The sequence below is a fragment of the Streptomyces sp. SID13031 genome (genome assembly GCF_010548305.1).
Classification (GTDB): domain Bacteria; phylum Actinomycetota; class Actinomycetes; order Propionibacteriales; family Kribbellaceae; genus Kribbella.
Window position 1 is genome coordinate 283,014 of the sequence record NZ_JAAGLV010000011.1, and the last position, 17,771, is coordinate 300,784.

At 68.8% G+C, this 17,771-nt stretch carries 19 protein-coding genes; 12 read left to right on the top strand and 7 right to left on the bottom strand.

Annotation, left to right across the window (positions count from 1 at the left end):
* The first annotated feature begins 267 nt into the window (after window positions 1–267).
* Window positions 268–1,416: a DNA polymerase III subunit beta gene (gene dnaN, locus G3I17_RS23200; protein WP_164599653.1), complete on the top strand. Its 1,149-nt coding sequence runs from the start codon at window positions 268–270 to the stop codon at window positions 1,414–1,416.
* A 69-nt stretch (window positions 1,417–1,485) separates the two neighbouring features.
* Here the strand turns inward: dnaN and crcB (G3I17_RS23205) are convergent, their stop codons facing one another.
* Window positions 1,486–1,866, bottom strand: coding sequence for a fluoride efflux transporter CrcB (gene crcB, locus G3I17_RS23205; protein WP_164599654.1), 381 nt, complete (start codon window positions 1,864–1,866; stop codon window positions 1,486–1,488).
* On the bottom strand, window positions 1,863–2,270 hold the full coding sequence (gene crcB, locus G3I17_RS23210) for a fluoride efflux transporter CrcB (protein ID WP_164599655.1): 408 nt from the start codon (window positions 2,268–2,270) through the stop codon (window positions 1,863–1,865). Before crcB (G3I17_RS23210) ends, crcB (G3I17_RS23205) begins: the two co-directional genes overlap by 4 nt.
* Window positions 2,271–2,312: 42 nt before the next feature.
* On the opposite strand from crcB (G3I17_RS23210), the gene G3I17_RS23215 reads away from it, so the two are divergent.
* Window positions 2,313–2,825, top strand: coding sequence for a GNAT family N-acetyltransferase (locus G3I17_RS23215; protein WP_164599656.1), 513 nt, complete (start codon window positions 2,313–2,315; stop codon window positions 2,823–2,825).
* A gap of 42 nt (window positions 2,826–2,867) precedes the next feature.
* On the opposite strand, the gene G3I17_RS23220 is transcribed toward G3I17_RS23215, so the two are convergent.
* On the bottom strand, window positions 2,868–3,350 hold the full coding sequence (locus tag G3I17_RS23220; RefSeq protein WP_164599657.1) for a GNAT family protein: 483 nt from the start codon (window positions 3,348–3,350) through the stop codon (window positions 2,868–2,870).
* Window positions 3,351–3,703: 353 nt separating this feature from the next.
* Here G3I17_RS23220 and G3I17_RS23225 point away from each other — a divergent pair, with 353 nt between their 5' ends.
* From G3I17_RS23225 to G3I17_RS39975, 3 genes are all read left to right on the top strand, one after another.
* Window positions 3,704–3,805 (top strand): AURKAIP1/COX24 domain-containing protein, encoded by a 102-nt coding sequence (locus G3I17_RS23225; protein ID WP_008356322.1) that lies wholly within the window; start codon window positions 3,704–3,706, stop codon window positions 3,803–3,805.
* Between the two features lie 63 nt (window positions 3,806–3,868).
* Window positions 3,869–4,876 (top strand): NAD-dependent epimerase/dehydratase family protein, encoded by a 1,008-nt coding sequence (locus tag G3I17_RS23230; protein WP_343238384.1) that lies wholly within the window; start codon window positions 3,869–3,871, stop codon window positions 4,874–4,876.
* Window positions 4,869–6,134: a lysophospholipid acyltransferase family protein gene (locus G3I17_RS39975; RefSeq protein ID WP_164599658.1), complete on the top strand. Its 1,266-nt coding sequence runs from the start codon at window positions 4,869–4,871 to the stop codon at window positions 6,132–6,134. Before G3I17_RS23230 ends, G3I17_RS39975 begins: the two co-directional genes overlap by 8 nt.
* A 393-nt stretch (window positions 6,135–6,527) precedes the next feature.
* Here G3I17_RS39975 and G3I17_RS23240 read toward each other — a convergent pair whose 3' ends face one another.
* Both G3I17_RS23240 and G3I17_RS23245 read right to left on the bottom strand, forming a co-directional pair.
* Window positions 6,528–7,625, bottom strand: coding sequence for a DUF5667 domain-containing protein (locus tag G3I17_RS23240; RefSeq protein ID WP_164599659.1), 1,098 nt, complete (start codon window positions 7,623–7,625; stop codon window positions 6,528–6,530).
* A gap of 209 nt (window positions 7,626–7,834) precedes the next feature.
* Window positions 7,835–8,377 (bottom strand): sigma-70 family RNA polymerase sigma factor, encoded by a 543-nt coding sequence (locus tag G3I17_RS23245; RefSeq protein WP_020388025.1) that lies wholly within the window; start codon window positions 8,375–8,377, stop codon window positions 7,835–7,837.
* Between the two features lie 448 nt (window positions 8,378–8,825).
* On the opposite strand from G3I17_RS23245, the gene G3I17_RS40995 reads away from it, so the two are divergent.
* The 7 genes from G3I17_RS40995 to hemB all read left to right on the top strand — a co-directional run bounded on the left by G3I17_RS40995 (window position 8,826) and on the right by hemB (window position 16,311).
* Window positions 8,826–10,274, top strand: a complete 1,449-nt coding sequence (locus tag G3I17_RS40995) for an AMP-binding protein (protein ID WP_164599660.1) — start codon at window positions 8,826–8,828, stop codon at window positions 10,272–10,274.
* Window positions 10,271–10,510 carry a glutaredoxin family protein gene (locus G3I17_RS41000; RefSeq protein WP_164599661.1) on the top strand — a complete coding sequence of 80 codons (240 nt, stop codon included), beginning with the start codon at window positions 10,271–10,273 and terminating at the stop codon, window positions 10,508–10,510. Before G3I17_RS40995 ends, G3I17_RS41000 begins: the two co-directional genes overlap by 4 nt.
* A 115-nt stretch (window positions 10,511–10,625) precedes the next feature.
* Window positions 10,626–11,384, top strand: a complete 759-nt coding sequence (locus tag G3I17_RS23260; protein WP_164599662.1) for a redox-sensing transcriptional repressor Rex — start codon at window positions 10,626–10,628, stop codon at window positions 11,382–11,384.
* Entirely contained in the window at window positions 11,381–12,700 is a 1,320-nt protein-coding gene (locus G3I17_RS23265) for a glutamyl-tRNA reductase (protein ID WP_164599663.1), read from the top strand. The genes G3I17_RS23260 and G3I17_RS23265 overlap by 4 nt, the downstream gene beginning before the upstream one ends.
* Entirely contained in the window at window positions 12,700–13,578 is an 879-nt protein-coding gene (gene hemC / locus G3I17_RS23270; protein ID WP_343238385.1) for a hydroxymethylbilane synthase, read from the top strand. Before G3I17_RS23265 ends, hemC begins: the two co-directional genes overlap by 1 nt.
* 134 nt (window positions 13,579–13,712) lie before the next feature.
* Complete coding sequence (locus G3I17_RS23275; protein WP_343238386.1) at window positions 13,713–15,323, top strand: uroporphyrinogen-III synthase; 1,611 nt, start codon at window positions 13,713–13,715, stop codon at window positions 15,321–15,323.
* A gap of 4 nt (window positions 15,324–15,327) precedes the next feature.
* Complete coding sequence (gene hemB / locus G3I17_RS23280; RefSeq protein ID WP_164599666.1) at window positions 15,328–16,311, top strand: porphobilinogen synthase; 984 nt, start codon at window positions 15,328–15,330, stop codon at window positions 16,309–16,311.
* 40 nt (window positions 16,312–16,351) lie between these two features.
* Here hemB and G3I17_RS23285 read toward each other — a convergent pair whose 3' ends face one another.
* Window positions 16,352–16,876, bottom strand: a complete 525-nt coding sequence (locus G3I17_RS23285) for a dihydrofolate reductase family protein (RefSeq protein ID WP_164599667.1) — start codon at window positions 16,874–16,876, stop codon at window positions 16,352–16,354.
* A 61-nt stretch (window positions 16,877–16,937) separates the two neighbouring features.
* Complete coding sequence (locus G3I17_RS23290) at window positions 16,938–17,768, bottom strand: NAD(P)H-binding protein (protein ID WP_164599668.1); 831 nt, start codon at window positions 17,766–17,768, stop codon at window positions 16,938–16,940.
* Window positions 17,769–17,771 lie beyond the last annotated feature (3 nt).

The following is a 17,771-nucleotide window of genomic DNA, read 5'->3' on the forward strand; positions in this document are numbered from 1 at the left end:
TCTCTTCTGGTTCTGGTGAAGGGAGAGCCGGGACGACGCCGCCCGGTGAAACGCGAACGAGGCCCCGACTCGGGGGCCTCGGATCGATCGAACGTCCGTCGCTGGAACCCCGGCTAGCGGGGCATCATCTGCTGCGACGGGAAGTTGTTCATGCTCTTGAGATTACCAGCTGTCGCTGGTCTGCCCGTAGGGGTTTTGCCAGCTGCGAAAACTGTCGGTGGCCGGTGTTTGAGTGGAACCTAGTGAGGAAGCTGGGAGGCGGTCGGCATGAAGGTACGGGTGGAGCGGGATCTGCTGGTGGAGTCGGTGGCGTGGGTGGGGCGAAGTCTGCCCAGCCGGCCGAGTGTGCCGATCCTCGCGGGATTGCTGATGGAGGCCTCGGAGGGGCAGCTGACGCTGTCGGGGTTCGACTACGAGACGTCACATCGGGTCACGCTGCCGGCTCAGGTGTCCGATCCGGGGCGGTGCCTGGTCTCCGGCCGGCTGGTGGCCGACATCGTGAAGAGCCTGCCGCACCAGGTGATCGATTTCAGCGTCGACGGCGCGAAGGCGCTGCTCGTTTGCGGGACCTCCCGCTTCACGCTGCAGACGCTGCCGGCGAGTGAGTATCCGGAGCTGCCGGCCCAACCGCCGTCGAGTGGCGTGATCAGCAGCGACGTGTTCGCTCGAGCTGTCTCGCAGGTGGCCGGTTCCGCCAGTCGCGATGACACGATGCCGGTCTTCACCGGGGTGCGGATGGAGATCGAGGGATCGACGATCACCCTGCTCGCCACCGACCGGTACAGGCTTGCCGTGCGCGAGCTGGAGTGGGAGCCGGACGAGCCGACGGTGTCGGCCACCACGCTGATCCCTGCCCGGGCGCTGTCCGACACGGCCAAGGCGATGACGGGGTCGACCCTCACACTGTCGCTCGACAAGGACGCGGCCGGCGGCGACGGGCTGGCCGGATTCGCGGGCGAGGTGTCCGGGGGCTCGCGGTGGACGACGACCAGGTTGCTCGACGGGAGCTTCCCCAAGGTCCGCAACCTGATGCCGGAGCCTGACGCGATTCAGACCCGCGTCCGGATCGACACCACCACGCTCGTCGAGGCGGTCAAACGCGTCGCCCTGGTCGCCGAGCGCAATGCGCCCGTCCGCATCACCTTCACGGCCGACGGCGCCACCCTCGACGCAGGCAACGGCGACGAGGCCCAAGCCTCCGAAACCATCGAGACCCACCTGACCGGTGACCCCGTGACAGTCGGTTTCAACCCGACGTACCTGCTGGACGGCCTGCACGCCATCGGCACCCCGATAGCCCACCTGGCCTTCGTCCACCCCACCAAACCCGCCGAACTCACCGGCGCCACCAACCTGGAAGAAGCCCCCCAAACCAGCTTCCGCTACATCCTGATGCCCGTCCGCCTCCACAATTGACCTGTCGGCGCCAGGTGATGACCGCTCGCTGCGGAAGTAGGGGCAGTTGGCTCGTTGACGACGTACCGGTCAGTGTGAGGTCCAGATGGCCTGGCTGAGGGCTATGCCTAGGTAGGCGGCGCCCAGACCGGCGAGGATGCTGGCCGTGACGTTGGCGACGGCGGGGAGCTTGGCGTTCTGTTCCCAGAGACGCAATGTCTCGTAGGAGAAGGTCGAGTAGGTGGTGAGCGCTCCGCAGAAACCTGTACCGACGAGGAGCTGGACCCAGTGCGGGGCGTCGGCGGCCGTGGCGGCGCCGACGACGAAGCCGAGAATCGCCGACCCGATGACGTTGACGGTGAACGTGCCCCAGGGGAAGCCGCTGTCATGCCGCGCCTGGACGGCACGGTCGGTCAGATAGCGCAGGGGAGCACCGACGACGGCGCCGGCGATCACGAGAAGCAGCTTCATGGCCGGCTCCTCCGTACCAGTGCCCGGGTTACTTGGGTGCCCGCGCAGACGGCGGCGATCGCGCCGATGACGGTCGCGAACAGGTAGGTCAGCGCGGTGACCGGATGCCTGTCGGCGATCAACTGCTGGAGGTCGACCGCGTACGTCGAGAAGGTGGTGAAGCCACCGAGAATCCCGGTCCCGACGAACGGCCGCAGCAACCGCTGCCCGGCCCACACGTCGGCGACGAGCACCATCAACACCCCGATCAGCGCACAACCGCTCACGTTGATCACCATCGTGGCCCAAGGCAACGATCCGGCGGGCGTCGGCCAGCCGAGACCGATCAAGTACCTCGCCGACGCGCCGATCGCCCCACCGGCAGCGATCACCGCCAGCACACCGATCTCACCACGCCTGGCCACACGAGCACGATAATCGACCTAGCGAGAGGAAGGGCCGCCGACATGACCAACGCTGCGGGCGCGGTGCGGATCACCGGCAACGGCCTGATCCTGCGCGAATGGCAGGAGGCCGACCTCCCGGCGATGGTCGACCTGTTCGACAACCCAGAAGTCGCCCGCTGGACCCCGCTGGCCTCACCCTTCGACCTGGTCGCCGCGGCGAGATACCTCGACTCCGGTCAGGCGGACGAGAGCCTTCTCCACCTGGCGATCACCACAGATGGCCTTCGCCCACTAGGCGAAGTACTGCTGAGCTTCGAGGACCAGAGCATCGGTGTGGCCATCAGCCCGGCCGTCCGCGGCCAGGGCCTGGCCCTGCGCGCGCTCAACCTGATCACGGCCTACGCCCACGAGACAGCAGACCTCCCGCGAGTGATCGCGGAGATCGAGCCGGGCAACACCGCCAGCCAATCTGTTGCTCGCCGGGCCGGCTACCGCTTGACCGACGGGGAGCCACGGAAGCGCACCAGCAGAGGTCGCGAGATCAGCTTTCACCTCTGGGAACACCTCGCCTGAGGCAACTGAGGCAACTGAGGCACTGAGGCTTTAAGACGTTACCTATAGCTCCAGGGACCAGTCGTTGCAGCGCATCCAGTGCCCCTTCGGGTACTCGAATTCTCTCGCCGCCTGGAAGGTGAAACCCGCCTTCCGGCACAGCGCGTTCGACGCCGCGTTGTCGACGCCGGGGTAGGCATGCAAGCTGCGATGAGTCCCTTCGGCCGCGGCAGCCTTCGCCACCTCGGCGATGGCGGCCGTCGCGATGCCCTTGCCCTGCTGCTCCGGCAGGATCGCCCAGCCGGTCTCCCAGACCGTCTCGCCGGCTTCGGCGTGTTCCCAGTAGCCGATCGACCCGGCGGCGTTGCCTTCGGCCGTGATGATCACGCACATCTGGCCCGGGAACGCGTTCTCGACGTACCGGGCATGCCTCGACACGAGCTGCTCCGCGGTCTCGGGGCCGCCGAGGTACGCGGTCATCTCTGGGCTGTTGCAGCGTTCCAGTAGCCAGAAGTCGGCTGCCGACCACGGCGCGAGGGTGACCATGTCAGTTTCTCCGAGCCTTGAAGGCGAGGGCGTGGGGGACTGGGACGTCGCCTGGTTCCTCCACATGTTCCAGGGTCAGCTCGGGGCGCAGGAAGGCGTTGAGGAGGCAGGGGAGGGTCAGGTGCCGCATGCCGACCCGGCGCCTGATGCCGTCATCCGCCCAGTACGGCGAGGAGTCGTGCCAGCCAAACCGTTGTATCGAGCGCCCATGAGGCCTCCCCAGTCGACGAGAGACCACTCTATCCAAGCCCGCTGGTGAACTCCGGTCACGCTCACAAAGGCCTCGCTTAGGTCAGGGAGGTGACCTGCAGGTAGTCTTTCCTGACGCTCTCTTTAGGTTTGGATGGTCAACTGTGGGTTCTGTAATCAAGAAGCGCCGTAAGCGGATGGCGAAGAAGAAGCACCGCAAGCTGCTGAAGAAGACGCGGGTACAGCGCCGCAAGCTCGGCAAGTAGCAGTCCCGTCGTCCTGCAGGTCAGGGCGGCGTCGATGGAGTTGCTGTCTGGCTGGGGGTACTCGTGGCACAGGTAGTGATGGTTACCGGCGTCTCCCGGGACGCCGGCGCTCGCTGTGCCCGCCGCCTGGCAGCCGATCCTGGTATCGATACCGTGATCGGCATCGACGTGGTGCCACCAAGGGCCGAGCTCGGTCGGGTCCGGTTCGTCCGGGCAGACATCCGCAACCCCGTCATCGCAAAAGTCATCGCCGGTGAGGACGTCGACACGGTCGTCCACACGGGCGTCGTGGCGACCCCTGGCAGCGCCGGGGGACGGTCGTCGATGAAAGAGATCAACGTCATCGGCACCATGCAACTGCTCGCCGCGTGTCAGAAGGCGCCCGGCGTCCGCAAGCTCGTGGTCAAGTCGTCGACCACGGTGTACGGAGCGGGTCCACGCGACCCTGCGATGTTCACCGAAGAGATGGCCCCGAGAGCGATCCACCAGACCGGGTTGAGCAAGGACGCGGTCGAGGTCGAGGGGTACGTGCGCGGCTTCGCCCGGCGCCGCCCCGACGTCTGCGTCAGCACTTTGCGGATGGCCAACTGGATCGGCCCGCAGACCGACTCCCCGATCACCCGGTACTTCGCGATGCCGGTGATACCGACCGTGTTCGGATTCGACGCCCGGCTGCAGTTCCTGCACGAGAGCGACGGCGTCGAGGCGATCCATCACGCGACCGTGAACGAGTTGCCCGGCACCTTCAACCTGGCCGGCGACGGCGTGCTCTCGCTCTCCCAGGCGATCCGCCGCCTCGGCCGACCCGCCTTCCGGCTGCCGTCCTTCACCGCAGCCAGTACTGCGGCAGTCGTGCGCCGGGCCCGGTTGGCCGACTTCTCGCCTGACCAGATCACCTTCCTCACTTTCGGCCGAGCGGTGGACACCACCCGGATGCGAAGCGAATTCGGCTTCGAGCCGGAGTACACGACCGCTGCTGCCTTCGACGACTTCCGCAGTCACCTCGGCGCCGGGGCGGTCACCCAGGCGACGCGCTTGCTGACCGCTGGGCTGGGGGCCTTGCGTGGCTGACGCCGACGTCATCCCGATCGGCTCCGGCGGCCGCCCGGGTCGCGGCAGCGGACGGCGTACGACGCCATCGTCCGCGGCGCGCGCGCTGGCCGGCCCCGACGCGGCCAAGGCCAGAGCAGAGCGAGCCCGGGTCCGCGCCGCCAAGGTGGAGGCCACACAGTCGGGCACTGCGCAGGTCGACGGTGCCGAAGTCGGTGGGGTCGAGGTGGGTCGGGGCAAGACGAAGCGGATCGGCAAGGCTCGGGTTGGCAAGGCTGGCGGGGCAGATCAGTCTGCGAACGCCGGCCGGGCGGCTGATGGCGAGGTGCCACTGGCCGGCGTACCGGATCAGCCGGCCGACGACCCGACCGACAACCTCGCCGGCGAGCCGGCGACGCTGCAGAACTTCGCGGCCTTCGAGAAGATCGTCCGGGACACCCTCGGGGTCGACGGTGAGCGGAAGGTGGCCGAGTTCCTGGCGTTCCTGCGCCGGCGGATGACGGGGGAGTACGAGGTCGACGAGTTCGGCTACGACGCCGACCTGACCGACCAGGTGATGCTGACCTTCCTGCGCCCGCTCGCGGAGAAGTGGTTCCGGGTCGAGGTGCGCGGGATCGAGAACATCCCCGAGACCGGCAGCGCGCTGATCGTCGCGAACCACTCCGGCACGATGCCGATCGACGGGCTGATCACCCAGCTGATCATCGCCGACCACACCAACCGGCCGCTGCGTACGCTCGCGGCCGACCTGGTGTTCAAGACGCCTTTCGTCGGCGAGCTGGCCCGCAAGGGTGGCGCGACGATGGCGAGCAACGACGACGCCGAGCGGCTGCTCCGCCAGGGCAACCTGGTCGGCGTCTGGCCGGAGGGGTTCAAGGGACTCGGCAAGCCGTTCAGCGAGCGGTACAAGCTGCAGCGGTTCGGCCGGGGCGGCTTCGTCAGCGCGGCCATGCGGACCGGCGTACCGATCGTGCCGTGCTCGATCGTCGGCGCCGAGGAGATCTACCCGCTGGTCGGCAACATGGCCTCACTGGCCCGGCTGGTCGGGGTGCCCTATATCCCGGTCACCCCGTTCTTCCCGCTGCTCGGCCCGCTCGGCCTGATCCCGCTGCCGTCGAAGTGGCTGATCGAGTTCGGCGAACCGATCCGCACCGACGACTTCCCCGACGGCGCCGCCGACGACCCGATGCTGGTCTTCAACGTCACCGACCAGGTCCGCGAAACCATCCAGCAGACCCTCTACACCCTCCTGATGCAACGCCGCAGCGTCTTCTTCTAACCCCGCCCCCTTTGAGCACGGCCAGCCGCCTCCGCCCGCATTCTGCGCCCAGCCGACGCCCACCGCGGACCCGTGAACCGACAGCCCACGCCCCGCACATCTCGCCGGCGCCTTGCCCGGTCTCGCGAGGCGACTTTGTGCTCGGGCTGAGCAGTTGGTCCGGCTTCAAACGCTCACCTGATGCACAAAGTGGCCTCTGCCGCGCCGCCGCGGGTCGGCCTGACGACTTGGTGGCTCGCCGGCATCCCTGCGTCCTGAGAGGCGACTTTGTGCATGACGTGAGCAGTTCGCTGGGGTCGGGATGCTCAGGTCGTGCACAAAGTGAGAGCCGGGGTGGGATGGCGAAGAGCCCGGCTCCTAGGGAGCCGGGCTCTTCGGGGTGGTCGGGAAGGGCTACTTCCAGGGTGGGAGCAGAGTCTGGAGCAAACCCGGCAGGTTGACCGTCGGGAGGGGCAGACTCAAGCTAGGGAAGGGCCAGGGCCAGCTGGGGGTGCCGGGGGTGGGCAGCGTGGGGACGGTCGGTCCCGACGGTGTCGTGCTCGGCTTGCTCGATGGCTTGGGTGGCGTCTTCAGGTCGGACGGCTTGGTGGTCGGCTCCTCGACGATGGTGGTGTCCACCGTCTGCGGGGGTGCCGTGGTCCCCGCGCTCGGCATGGTGGACGGTGCAGTGGTCGGCTTCTCGGTCGGCGTCTGGCCGGCCTTGATCGACGTGCTCGGCTCCGTGCCGGGGTTGATCGCCGGGGCCGGGCCGGAGTTCTTGGCCGGCTTCGGCTTGTCGCACTTCGGGCAGGCCGTAGCGGTGCGCTGAGCCTGCTGCTCGAGCATCGACAATGCCTCGACGGCGGGCTTGAGTGATTCGGGCGGCAGCTTCGGAGCGAGCTCACCGATGGCCTGGCGGGCGCTGGTGATGAACGCGGTGACCTCCGCGATGGAGGCCGGGTCGCCGTCTTGCTGGTACGACGCGACGAGTCTGGTGATTCCCTTGCGGGCCTGGGCGGTGAAATCGGTCAGCGTGCTGTTGATCGTGGTGACGTCGCCACCGTTGGCCACCAGCGCCTGGATCTCGGACAACCGGGTCTTCGCGTGCTCGAGCTCGCGCCGGCCCCGGGAGTCGTCCCCGACGCTGACGTTGGTGGAGACGTTCTCGATGCCGCGCTTCATGCCGTAGAGCGGATCGCCGGGCATCGCCTGCTGAGCGGCGGCGGCAGAACCGATGCCACCTCCGAGCAGGATCAGCGCGGCGGTACTGGCCACCAGCCGGATACGCCGGCCGTGACGATGGCGGATATCTGTCACGGACGCGTCGTCGTCCTCGCGTTCGGGCGGATCGTCCGAACTGTCCGGAACGCTGGGTACCACGGTCGGAGTCGTGGTCGCGGCTCGCGCCGCGGCCTGCTCGAGGAGGCGGTGCCTCAGCTCGGCAGCGAACTCCGGTCGCGGTGTCACTGCGCCGGCGGTCCTCAGCCGTCCGACCAGCTCCACAGCGTCCATCAGCTCAGGGTCATCGCTCAGTCGCGAAGAGTGACGGGGCCCGTGATCGACGGCGTGCGCGAAGGTCTCCGCGCGCGCTCGAGCCCTGTGTAGGTCACTCATGAGTTCTCGTTCTCCTCAATGGCCGATCGGGGTCACCGAAAGGTCCTCACACAGGCAAACGAGGAAACTCCCTGACGGGTTACGAAAGACATTCGTTGTCATCCTCCTCACCTCAAGTCCTTGGGGATAACCTTCGCCAAGTGCCGGACGGCCCTCAGTTGCAGTTGCTTGACGGCGCCCTCGGATTTCTCCAGCGCCTTGGCCGTCTCCGCGATCGAAAGACCGGCGAAGAATCGCATCGTCAGGCAGTCGCGCTGCTCCTCGGGCAGCGCGGCCACGGCATCGCGCAGGACCTCGGCGGTGGCCGCGGCCAGCACGTCCACCTCCGGGCCCTCGGTCTGCCGGTCGTGCGTCTCGATCTCGTCGGTGACCACCTCGAGCCGGACCCGGCCCGACTTGTAGTGGTCGGTGATCAGGTTCCGGGCGATCGTCACGAGCCAGGCGCCGAAGTCCCGGCCCTGCCAGCGGAACGAGTCCAGCGCGCGCAGCGCCCGGACGAACGTCTCACTGGTCAGATCCTCCGCGAGTGCCGATGACGACACCCGGGCGTAGATGTAGCGATACACGGTCAGCGAGTACTCGTCGTACAGCTCGCCGAACGCACCGACGTCCCCTGCCTGGGCGCGATCGACGAGCTCTGCGCGTCTCATCCCGTCCGGGCTTGGCTCCGGCGTCGTCAAGTTCTCTCCCCGTTCAACTGACACGTCTGTGTCTGACACGTCTTCGACTGACACTGCCGCGTATGGCCACAGCGGCTGAGACAGCACCGAGCGTTACGCCTGAAGCACCCGCTGTCAACAGCGCGCGGCGTGCCGCCCTCCGTCCGGTCCGATAATCGAGGACCTGCCGGCCGGCCATTTCGGCAGGCCGGCGGAGCCTGGGATCGGGGTGCAGCCCGTCGTGCGCCACCGGCGCGCGGACCGCCGCCGCCTTCGCCGGATCGTGCACAGTATCGCCGACCAAGCGGCCTGTACAGGCCCCGTAGGCGGGACCTGCAATCGTTCCCAGTCCACCGGTCGGACCGAGCCGGCACCGACCGAGCGGGTGATAGGTCGAGTCACAGAAAGGACCCTAGCGGTCTCGTGACAGACTCGCCTGGTGAACTTCAACTTCGCGGATGTTCTTCGTGACACAGCGCAACGTCACGGCGAACGTCCGGCGCTGGTCGACGGGGACCGGCGGCTGACCTGGAGCCAGCTCGACGCGGCCGTTGACTCGGCCGCCCGGGGGTACTCGGCGGCGGGCCTGGTGCCGGGGTACCGGGTGGTCCTGCTGATGGCGAACAGTGTCGAGTTCGTCACCTCCTACCTGGGATGTCTTCGCGCCGGGCTGGTCGCCGTACCGCTCAACACGGGCCTGACCAAGGGCGAGATCGGCAACGTGATCGCGCACTCCGGAGCCCGCCTCGCGGTCGCCGACGGGGACCTCGCGGACAAGCTCGAAGGGGTCCGGGTGGTCCGGGCCGGCGAGCTCGGTGGTGACGCTCCGCTTACGCCGCAGACCGACCCGGAGGCCCTCGCGGTCCTGCTCTACACCTCTGGTACGAGCGGTGATCCGCGCGCCGCGATGCTGACGCACCGAGCGCTCGGTGCCAATGTGCAGAACCTGGCCGACCTCGGCGAGGACCGGATGGGCCCCGAGGACATCGTGCTCGGCGTGTTGCCGATGTTCCACGCGTTCGGCCTCAACGCGGTGCTCGGCTGGGCCGTCGCGACCGGCGCGGCGCTCGTCATCGACCGGCGGTTCGACTCCACCGCCACCATCGACCTGGTCCGCCAGTACGGCGTGACGCGGCTCCCGCTCGCGCCGCCGGCCCTGAACGCGTTCATCGCCCGGCCGGATCTCAAAGAGGCGCTGAGCACGGTCAAGGTCGTACTCACCGGCGCGTCGACCCTGGAGCGCGGGCTCGCGGACCGGTTCGAGCAGGCCAGTGGGCTGTTCGTGCACCAGGGCTACGGGCTGACCGAGGCCTCGCCCGGCGTCACCACCACGCTCGGCGAGCACGACCCGAAGCCGGGCTCCGTCGGCCGTTCGCTGCCGGGAGTCGATCTGCGGATCGCCGACGAGCAGGGTGAGGACGTCGAGGGCGACGACCCGGGCGAGATCCTGATCCGCGGCCGCAACCTGTTCTCCGGCTACTGGCCGGACGGCGTCGACGGCCCAGACGACGAAGGCTGGTACCGCACCGGCGACGTCGGCTTCCTGGATGCCGACGGGGACCTGTTCCTGGTCGACCGGCTCCGCGAGCTGATCATCGTGTCCGGTTTCAACGTGTTCCCGAGCGAGGTCGAGGAGGTCCTCGTCCAGGCTCCGGGCGTGCGCGAGGTGGCGGTCATCGGCGTACCGTCCGAGGACACCGGCGAGGCGGTCAAGGCGTTCGTCGTGTCGAAGACCGGCGAGGTGGCCGATCCGGCCGAGATCGGCCAGTACGCCGGGACGCGGCTCGCGCGGTTCAAGTGCCCGGTCGAGATCGAGGTGGTCGACCACCTGCCGCACTCGGTCACCGGCAAGGTCGCCAAGGGCCGGCTGCGCGAGGCGGACCGGTGACGGAGCGGGTCACCCTCTACGGCAAACCCGGCTGTCACCTCTGCGACGACGCCCGGGTGGTCGTCACCCAGGTCTGCGACGAGCTCGGCGTCACCTGGAGTGAGATCGACATCACGCAGGACGACCAGCTGTTCGCGGAGTACGGCGAACAGATCCCGGTCACCTTCGTCGACGGCCGCCAGCACGACTTCTGGCGGGTCGACCCGGTCAGGCTGAAGAAGGCCTTGACAAGTTAGTGGTCTTCACCACGACGAACGTTCTCGATTTTGTTCTCACGTTCACAAGCTCCTAGAGTGGGGTCGTCGCCAGCCGTGAGGCGGTGACTCGCGAACCACCTTTTCCAGGAGAATTGTGACGCCTGCCCGCAGCCGTCGCCCCGGCGCGCCGTCGAGAACCGAACGCGGCATTCCCGAGGCCACTGTCGCGCGCTTGCCGGTGTACTTACGGGCCCTGACCGCCTTGTCGGACGGTGGCACCGCCACCGCGTCGAGCGAGGATCTGGCGACCGCGGCGGGGGTCAACTCGGCCAAGCTGCGCAAGGACCTGTCCTACCTGGGCTCCTACGGCACCCGCGGCGTCGGCTACGACGTCGAGTACCTGCGCTACCAGATCGCCCGCGAGATCGGCGTCACCCAGGACTGGGCCGTCGTCATCGTCGGGATCGGAAATCTGGGCCACGCGCTGGCCAACTACTCCGGCTTCGGCACCCGCGGCTTCCGGATCGTCGCGCTGCTGGACGCGGATCCGACCCTGGTGGGCGAGCAGATCGGCGACATGGTGGTCCGGGACTTCGCCGAGCTGGAGGAGATCGTCGCCTCCGACCGGGTCTCGATCGGCGTCATCACCACTCCGGCCGGCCCCGCCCAGGAGGTCTGTGACCGGCTTGTATCAGCCGGGGTGACGAGCATCCTCAACTTCGCACCGGTGGTGTTGTCCGTGCCGACCGGTGTCGACATCCGCAAGGTGGACCTCTCGATCGAGTTGCAGATCCTGGCGTACCACGAACAACGAAAGTCCGGAGAGGCGGCGCTCCCCGACGTGCCCGAACTGCCAGCGATGAACGGCGTGGTCTCTGATCTCCCCAGCGTCGGTGGGGGTGTCGGCGCGTGAGCTATCTGGTCGTGGGTATTTCGCATCGCTCGGCTGACATCTCTGTACTCGAGCGGGTCGCCCTCGATCCGGATGCGGCGACCAAGCTCGCGCTCGCGGTCCAGGAGACCCCCGCGGTCGCCGAGTCGGCCGTGCTGGCCACCTGCAACCGCACCGAGGTCTACGCCAACGTCGACCGGTTCCACGCCGGGATGGACGAGGTCACCGCGATCCTCGCCGACGTCACCGGCGTACCGCTGCTCGACCTGGCCGAGCACCTCTACGTGCACTTCGAGGAAGGCGCCGTCGCGCACCTGTTCCAGGTCGCCGTCGGGCTCGACTCGATGATCGTCGGCGAGAGCCAGATCCTCGGCCAGCTGAAGGAAACGCTGCGGATCGGCCAGGACCTGGAGACGATCGGCACCGGCCTGAACGCGGTGTTCCAGCACGCTCTGCGGGTCGGCAAGCGGGCCCGTACCGAGACCGGTATCGACTCGGCCGGCCGCTCGGTCGTCTCCGCCGGGCTCGACGCCGTCGGCGGGTACCAAGGCCGCCGTGCCCTCGTGGTCGGCGCCGGCTCGATGGCTTCGCTCGCGGCCCAGACGCTGCTCGCCGGTGGCGCGTCCAGCGTGACGATCGCCAACCGCAACTACGACCGCGCCGTCGCGCTGGCGGACCGGATCGGCGGTACGGCGATCAAGCTCGCCGACGTCCCCGCCGCAATGGGCGAGGCCGACCTGATCGTCTCGTGTACCGGCGCGCGCGGCGTAGTACTGACTGAAGAGATGGTTCGCGACGCGGCGGACGGGCGGCCTTTCGGGGTGCTCGACATCGCGCTGCCGAGGGATGTCGATCCTGCTGCGGCTCGCATCGCGGGCGTGACGCTGGTGACCCTGGCCGACCTGGCCGGTACTGCGGGTGGCAGCGAGCACGACATCGACGAGGTACGGCGAATCGTCGGCCAGGAGACGGGCGCCTTCGAGGCGACCCGGCGTGCCGCGTCCGTACTGCCGACAGTGGTCGCATTGCGGACGATGGCCAGCGAGCTGGTCGACTCCGAGCTGGCGCGGCTGGATCGCAGGCTGCCCGGGCTCGACGAGACCCAGCGCGGCGAGGTGGCCCGGACCATCCGGCGGGTGGTCGACAAGGTGCTGCACACCCCGACCGTGCGGGTGAAGGAACTGGCCGCCGATCCGGGCGGCCCGACCTACGCCGACGCGCTGCGCGAGCTGTTCGCGCTCGACCCCGCCACTGTGGACGCGGTCACCGCTCCCAAAGAGGCCCCTCACGACACCACCGCCACGGCGGCGCAGACCACTGGAGGTGACCCCGCGTGATCCGGCTCGGTACCCGCAGGTCAGCGCTCGCGACCGCCCAGGCGAACCACGTCGCCGACCGGCTGCGTGCGAACGGCCATGAGGTCGAACTCGTCCTCATCACCACCACAGGTGACACCAACCGCGCGCCGCTGGAACAGATCGGCGGTACGGGCGTTTTCGTCAGCGCACTGCGCGACGCCCTGCTCGCCGGTGAGATCGACATCGCCGTGCACTCGCTGAAGGACCTGCCGACGGCGCCCGAGGCGGGGCTGACCCTCGGCGCCATCCCGCAGCGCGAGGACCCGCGCGACGTGCTGGTCGCCCGCGACGGGCTGAGCCTGGGCGAGTTGCCGACCGGCGCACTCGTCGGGACGGGTTCGCCGCGCCGGGTGGCGCAGCTGGAAGCCCTCGGAATGGGCCTCGAACTGACCGGGATCCGCGGCAACGTGGACACCCGGATCGCGATGGTCACCGATGGCAAATTGGACGCGGTGGTGCTCGCGAGGGCAGGGTTGGCCAGGTTGGGCCGGCTTTCGGAGGTCACCGAGACGCTGGATCCGATCCAGGTGCTGCCGGCACCGGGACAAGGGGCCCTGGGCATCGAATGCCGCGACGACGACGACGCGGTACTGAAAGCCCTTGCGCCGTTGGAGGATCCCGCAGTACGCGTCGCGGTGACGGCCGAACGGCAGTTGCTGGCCACGCTCGAGGCAGGGTGCACGGCTCCGGTCGGCGCGCTCGCCGAGGTGGTCGAGGGTGAGGACGGGCCGGAGCTGTGGCTCCGGGGCGCACTCGGCCAGGAGGGCGGCGTCCGGCGGCTGTCCGCGAACGGGTCGGTGGACGACCCGAGGGCGGTCGGACGGGCACTCGCGCAGGACTTGCTGGAGCAGACATGACACCGGCACGGGGCACGACGCAAGCGAGCACTAGTACGAGCACGAAGACGAGCACCACAAGGGCAAAGGCGACAGCAGACGTGAGCAGCGCGAAGACAGCGGCCACCCCGGCACCCCAGAAGGTGCCGGCCAAGATCGCCGCCAGCACCACGACCGCCAAGCAGACCAGGCCACTCGGCCACGTCACGTTCGTCGGCGTCGGCCCGGGGGACCCATCCCTGTTGACGATCGCCGGCCGCGAGGTCCTGGCGAGCGCCGACGCCGTCGTGGTCGAGGGACCTCAGCACGACGTTTTCCTGGGCTACTGCAAGCCAGGTGTCGAGATCATCGACGGCTCTGGCGCCGAGGGCAGCCGGGCGCTCCGGGTCGCGGCCCGGTCGCGGCTGGTGGTGAAGACCGCCAAGGCCTCCGCGAACGTGGTCCGCCTGCTCACCGGCGACCCGTTCACCTTCTCCAGTGGAGCCGAGGAGGCCGCCGCCTGCCGCAAGGCCGGTATCAGCTTCAACGTGATTCCCGGGGTCAGCGAGGTCAGCGCCGTCCCGGCGTACGCGGGGATCCCGCTGACGATGAAGAGCGACCGCGAGGTCACGGTCCTCGACCTGGCCGAGGCCAAGCTCGACTTCAGCCGGCTCCACCCCAAGCAGACGCTGGTACTGCTGAACGCGGTCGACGTGTTGAAGGAGACCACCACCGCGCTGATCGAGGCCGGCTTCGACGCCGGTACGCCGGTCGCCGCGACGGTCGGTGGCACGACGACCGCGCAGGCCAGCGTCGTCGCGACGCTCGGCACGATCGTGGCGGACCTGCGCGCGGCCAAGCTGGTCGGCGAGGCGGTGATCGTGGTCGGCTCGGTGGTCGAGCAGCGCGAGTCGCTGTCCTGGTTCGAGACCAAGCCGCTGTTCGGCTGGCGGATCCTGGTGCCGCGCACCAAGGACCAGGCCGGCCCGCTGATGGACCGGCTGCGCCGCTACGGCGCGATGCCGGAAGAGGTGCCGACGATCTCGGTCGAGCCGCCGCGCAACCCGCAGCAGATGGACAAGGCCATCCGTGGCCTGGTCGAGGGCCGCTACGAGTGGGTCGCCTTCACCTCGGTGAACGCGGTCAAGGCGGTCCGGGAGAAGTTCGACGAGTACGGTCTGGACGCGCGGGCCTTCTCCGGCCTCAAGATCGCCGCCGTCGGTGAGAAGACCGCCGAGGCGATCGGCGCCTGGGGCATCCGGCCCGACCTGCTGCCCTCGGGTGAGCAGTCGGCCGCCGGGCTGGTCGAGGACTGGCCGCCGTTCGACGAGGTGCTCGACCCGATCAACCGGGTCTTCCTGCCGCGTGCGGACATCGCCACCGAGACCCTGGTGGCCGGCCTGACCGATCTCGGCTGGGAGGTCGACGACGTCACGGCGTACCGGACTGTCCGGGCCGCGCCGCCGCCAGCGCCGACGCGCGAGGCGATCAAGTCGGGCAAGTTCGACGCGGTCGTCTTCACCTCGTCCTCGACGGTGCGCAACCTGGTCGGTATCGCCGGCAAGCCGCACGCGTCGACGGTGATCGCGGTGATCGGCCCGGCGACGCTGAAGACCGCCGAGGAGCACGGCCTGCGGGTCGACGCGATGGCGGAGGCTCCGTCGGCCGAGGAATTGGCCGACGCACTCGCTCGCTTCGGGGCGGACCGTCGTGACACGATGCTGGAGGCCGGGGAACCGGTCACCCGCCCGTCCGAGCGTCGCTCGGGCTCCCGTAGGAAGAGCTAGGCCAGTGTCTGGATATCCCGGTGTGAGGCCGCGGCGGCTCCGGTCGTCCGCGGCGATGCGCAGGCTGGTCGCGGAGACCACGCTGGAGCCTCGTCAGTTGATCCTGCCGATGTTCATCCGGGAAGGCGCGCGCGAGCCGATCGCGATCAGCTCGATGCCGGGCGTCTACCAGCACACTCGGGACACCGCCCGGAAGGCAGTCGCCGAGGCTGCGTCACTCGGCCTCGGGGGCGTGATGCTCTTCGGGGTGCCTTCGTCGAAGGATGAGGTCGGTTCCGGTGCGCTTGATCCGGACGGCATTCTGAACGTGGCGATCCGGGACGCGGTGTCCGAGGCGGGTGACGACCTGCTGGTGATGTCGGATCTGTGCCTGGACGAGTTCACCTCGCACGGGCACTGCGGCGTACTGGACTCCGCCGGTCGCGTGGACAACGACGCGACGCTCGCCGTCTACGCGGAGATGGGCCTCGCGCATGCCACCGCAGGCGCTCACGTCGTGGGCCCGTCGGGGATGATGGACGGCCAGGTCGGGGCGATCCGGACGGCTCTGGATGGGGCCGGTTTCCAGGACACGGTGATCCTCGCGTACGCGGCGAAGTACGCGTCGGCCTTCTTCGGCCCCTTCCGCGAAGCCGTCGACTCGTCGCTGAAGGGCGACCGCAAGACCTACCAGCAGGACCCGTCGAACGCGCGCGAGGCGATCCGCGAGGTCGACCTGGACCTCGAGGAAGGCGCCGACATGGTGATGGTGAAGCCGGCCCTCCCGTACCTCGACATCATCCGCCAGGTCCGCGACCACGTGAACGTCCCGGTCGCCGCGTACAACGTCTCCGGCGAATACGCGATGGTCGAAGCCGCAGCCGCCAACGGCTGGATCGACCGCGAACGAGCCATCCTGGAAACCCTGACCTCGATCCGCCGAGCCGGCGCCGACACCATCCTCACCTACTGGGCCGCCGAAGCCGTCTCGCTCCTCCAGCGCCGGTAGCCAACGCCGCCTTGCTGCTGGCTCCTGTCGCCGTGGTCTTCTAGCGTTTGACTGTGTAGTCCGACTGGATCAGGCCGGCGCCGAGGGTGCGGGTGGCGTTGTGGGTGAGTGCGATGTCGTGGTCCACGGCGCCGAAGAGTGGGATGCCGGCGCCGAGCAGGACGGGGACGACGGTGATGGTCAGCTCGTTCAGCAGGCCGGCGCTCAGGAACGTCTGGACGACCCGGCCGCCGTCGGCGTAGACCCGCTTGGCGCCGCGGTCGGCCAGCGTCTGGACCAGGCCGTCGAGGGTCCGGTGCACGATCACGCGCTCGTCGGCGTCGGCCGCAAGCGTCGTACTGAGCACCTCGACCTGCTTGCCCTCGTACGGCCAGAAGCCGAAAGTGAGCACCTTCTCGTACGTGTTGCGGCCCAGCACGACGGTGTCGATGGCCGCCATGAACTCGTCGTACCCGGTGTCGCCGGCCTGCTCGCCCCGCTCGGTCAGCCAGTCGATCGAGCCGTCCGGGCGCGCGATGAATCCGTCGAGGCTGGTCGCAATGAAAACCGCGGCATGAAACGTCACCCTCCTTTTGTACAGCCTGCAACCAGCGGACCACACCGAGGCCCGGTGAATTCACAAAGTCTCAGCGAAACTCACCGGCGTGCTCCCCGGCCCACAAGCCGAACGATCGCGCGGGAGCACCGGTGACCTCCTCGATCGTCGACGTAACGAGCGAGGACGGCGGGCGGCCGACATTGGCGAGCAGCGCCTCCACCAGGGCCGCCGGGCGACCGTCGGCGAGCATCTGCGCGCGAGCCTCCTCAGCCGATACCGCCTCGAACCGCAACTCCCTCCCGAGCGCCGCCCCCAGCGCCGCAACCTGCTCCGCTCGACTCACCACGGCAGGCCCGGTCAGCACCAACCGCCGACCGCTGAGCTCGGACGACGTCAAAGCGCGAGCCGCAACCGAGGCGAGATCACGCTCATGGACGACGGCGGTGGCGGGGATGTCGGGTCCCCGTACGACCCCGGTACTACGAATCTGCGCCGCCCATCCGCGAGCGTTGGAAGCGATCGTGTTCGACCGCAAGATCGTCCAGCTGGCCGCATGGTCCTCGACCAGCTGCTCCACCTCCGCATGCATCCGGTTGATCGGATCGTCATGCCCTTCCGCCAGCCCCGACGACGACAGATAGACGATCCGCCGCCCACGCCCCAGCTCCGCCAGTACTACGGGCGCCGCCTCCGCACTCAGGAACGGCCAGATCAGGAAAACCGTGTCCACCCCGTCCAGCGCCGCCGCCAGACCGGCCGCCTCCCCGAGATCGCCGACCACCGTCTCGGGCCGGCGCGAAGGTTCCGCGTTCCGGGCCACCGGCGTGCGGGAGAGGAGGCGAATGGCGTCGGCCGGAAGCTGCGCGGTCAGCTCACGCCCGACGTTGCCGGTGGCGCCGGTGATGAGGATCTTGGTCATGCC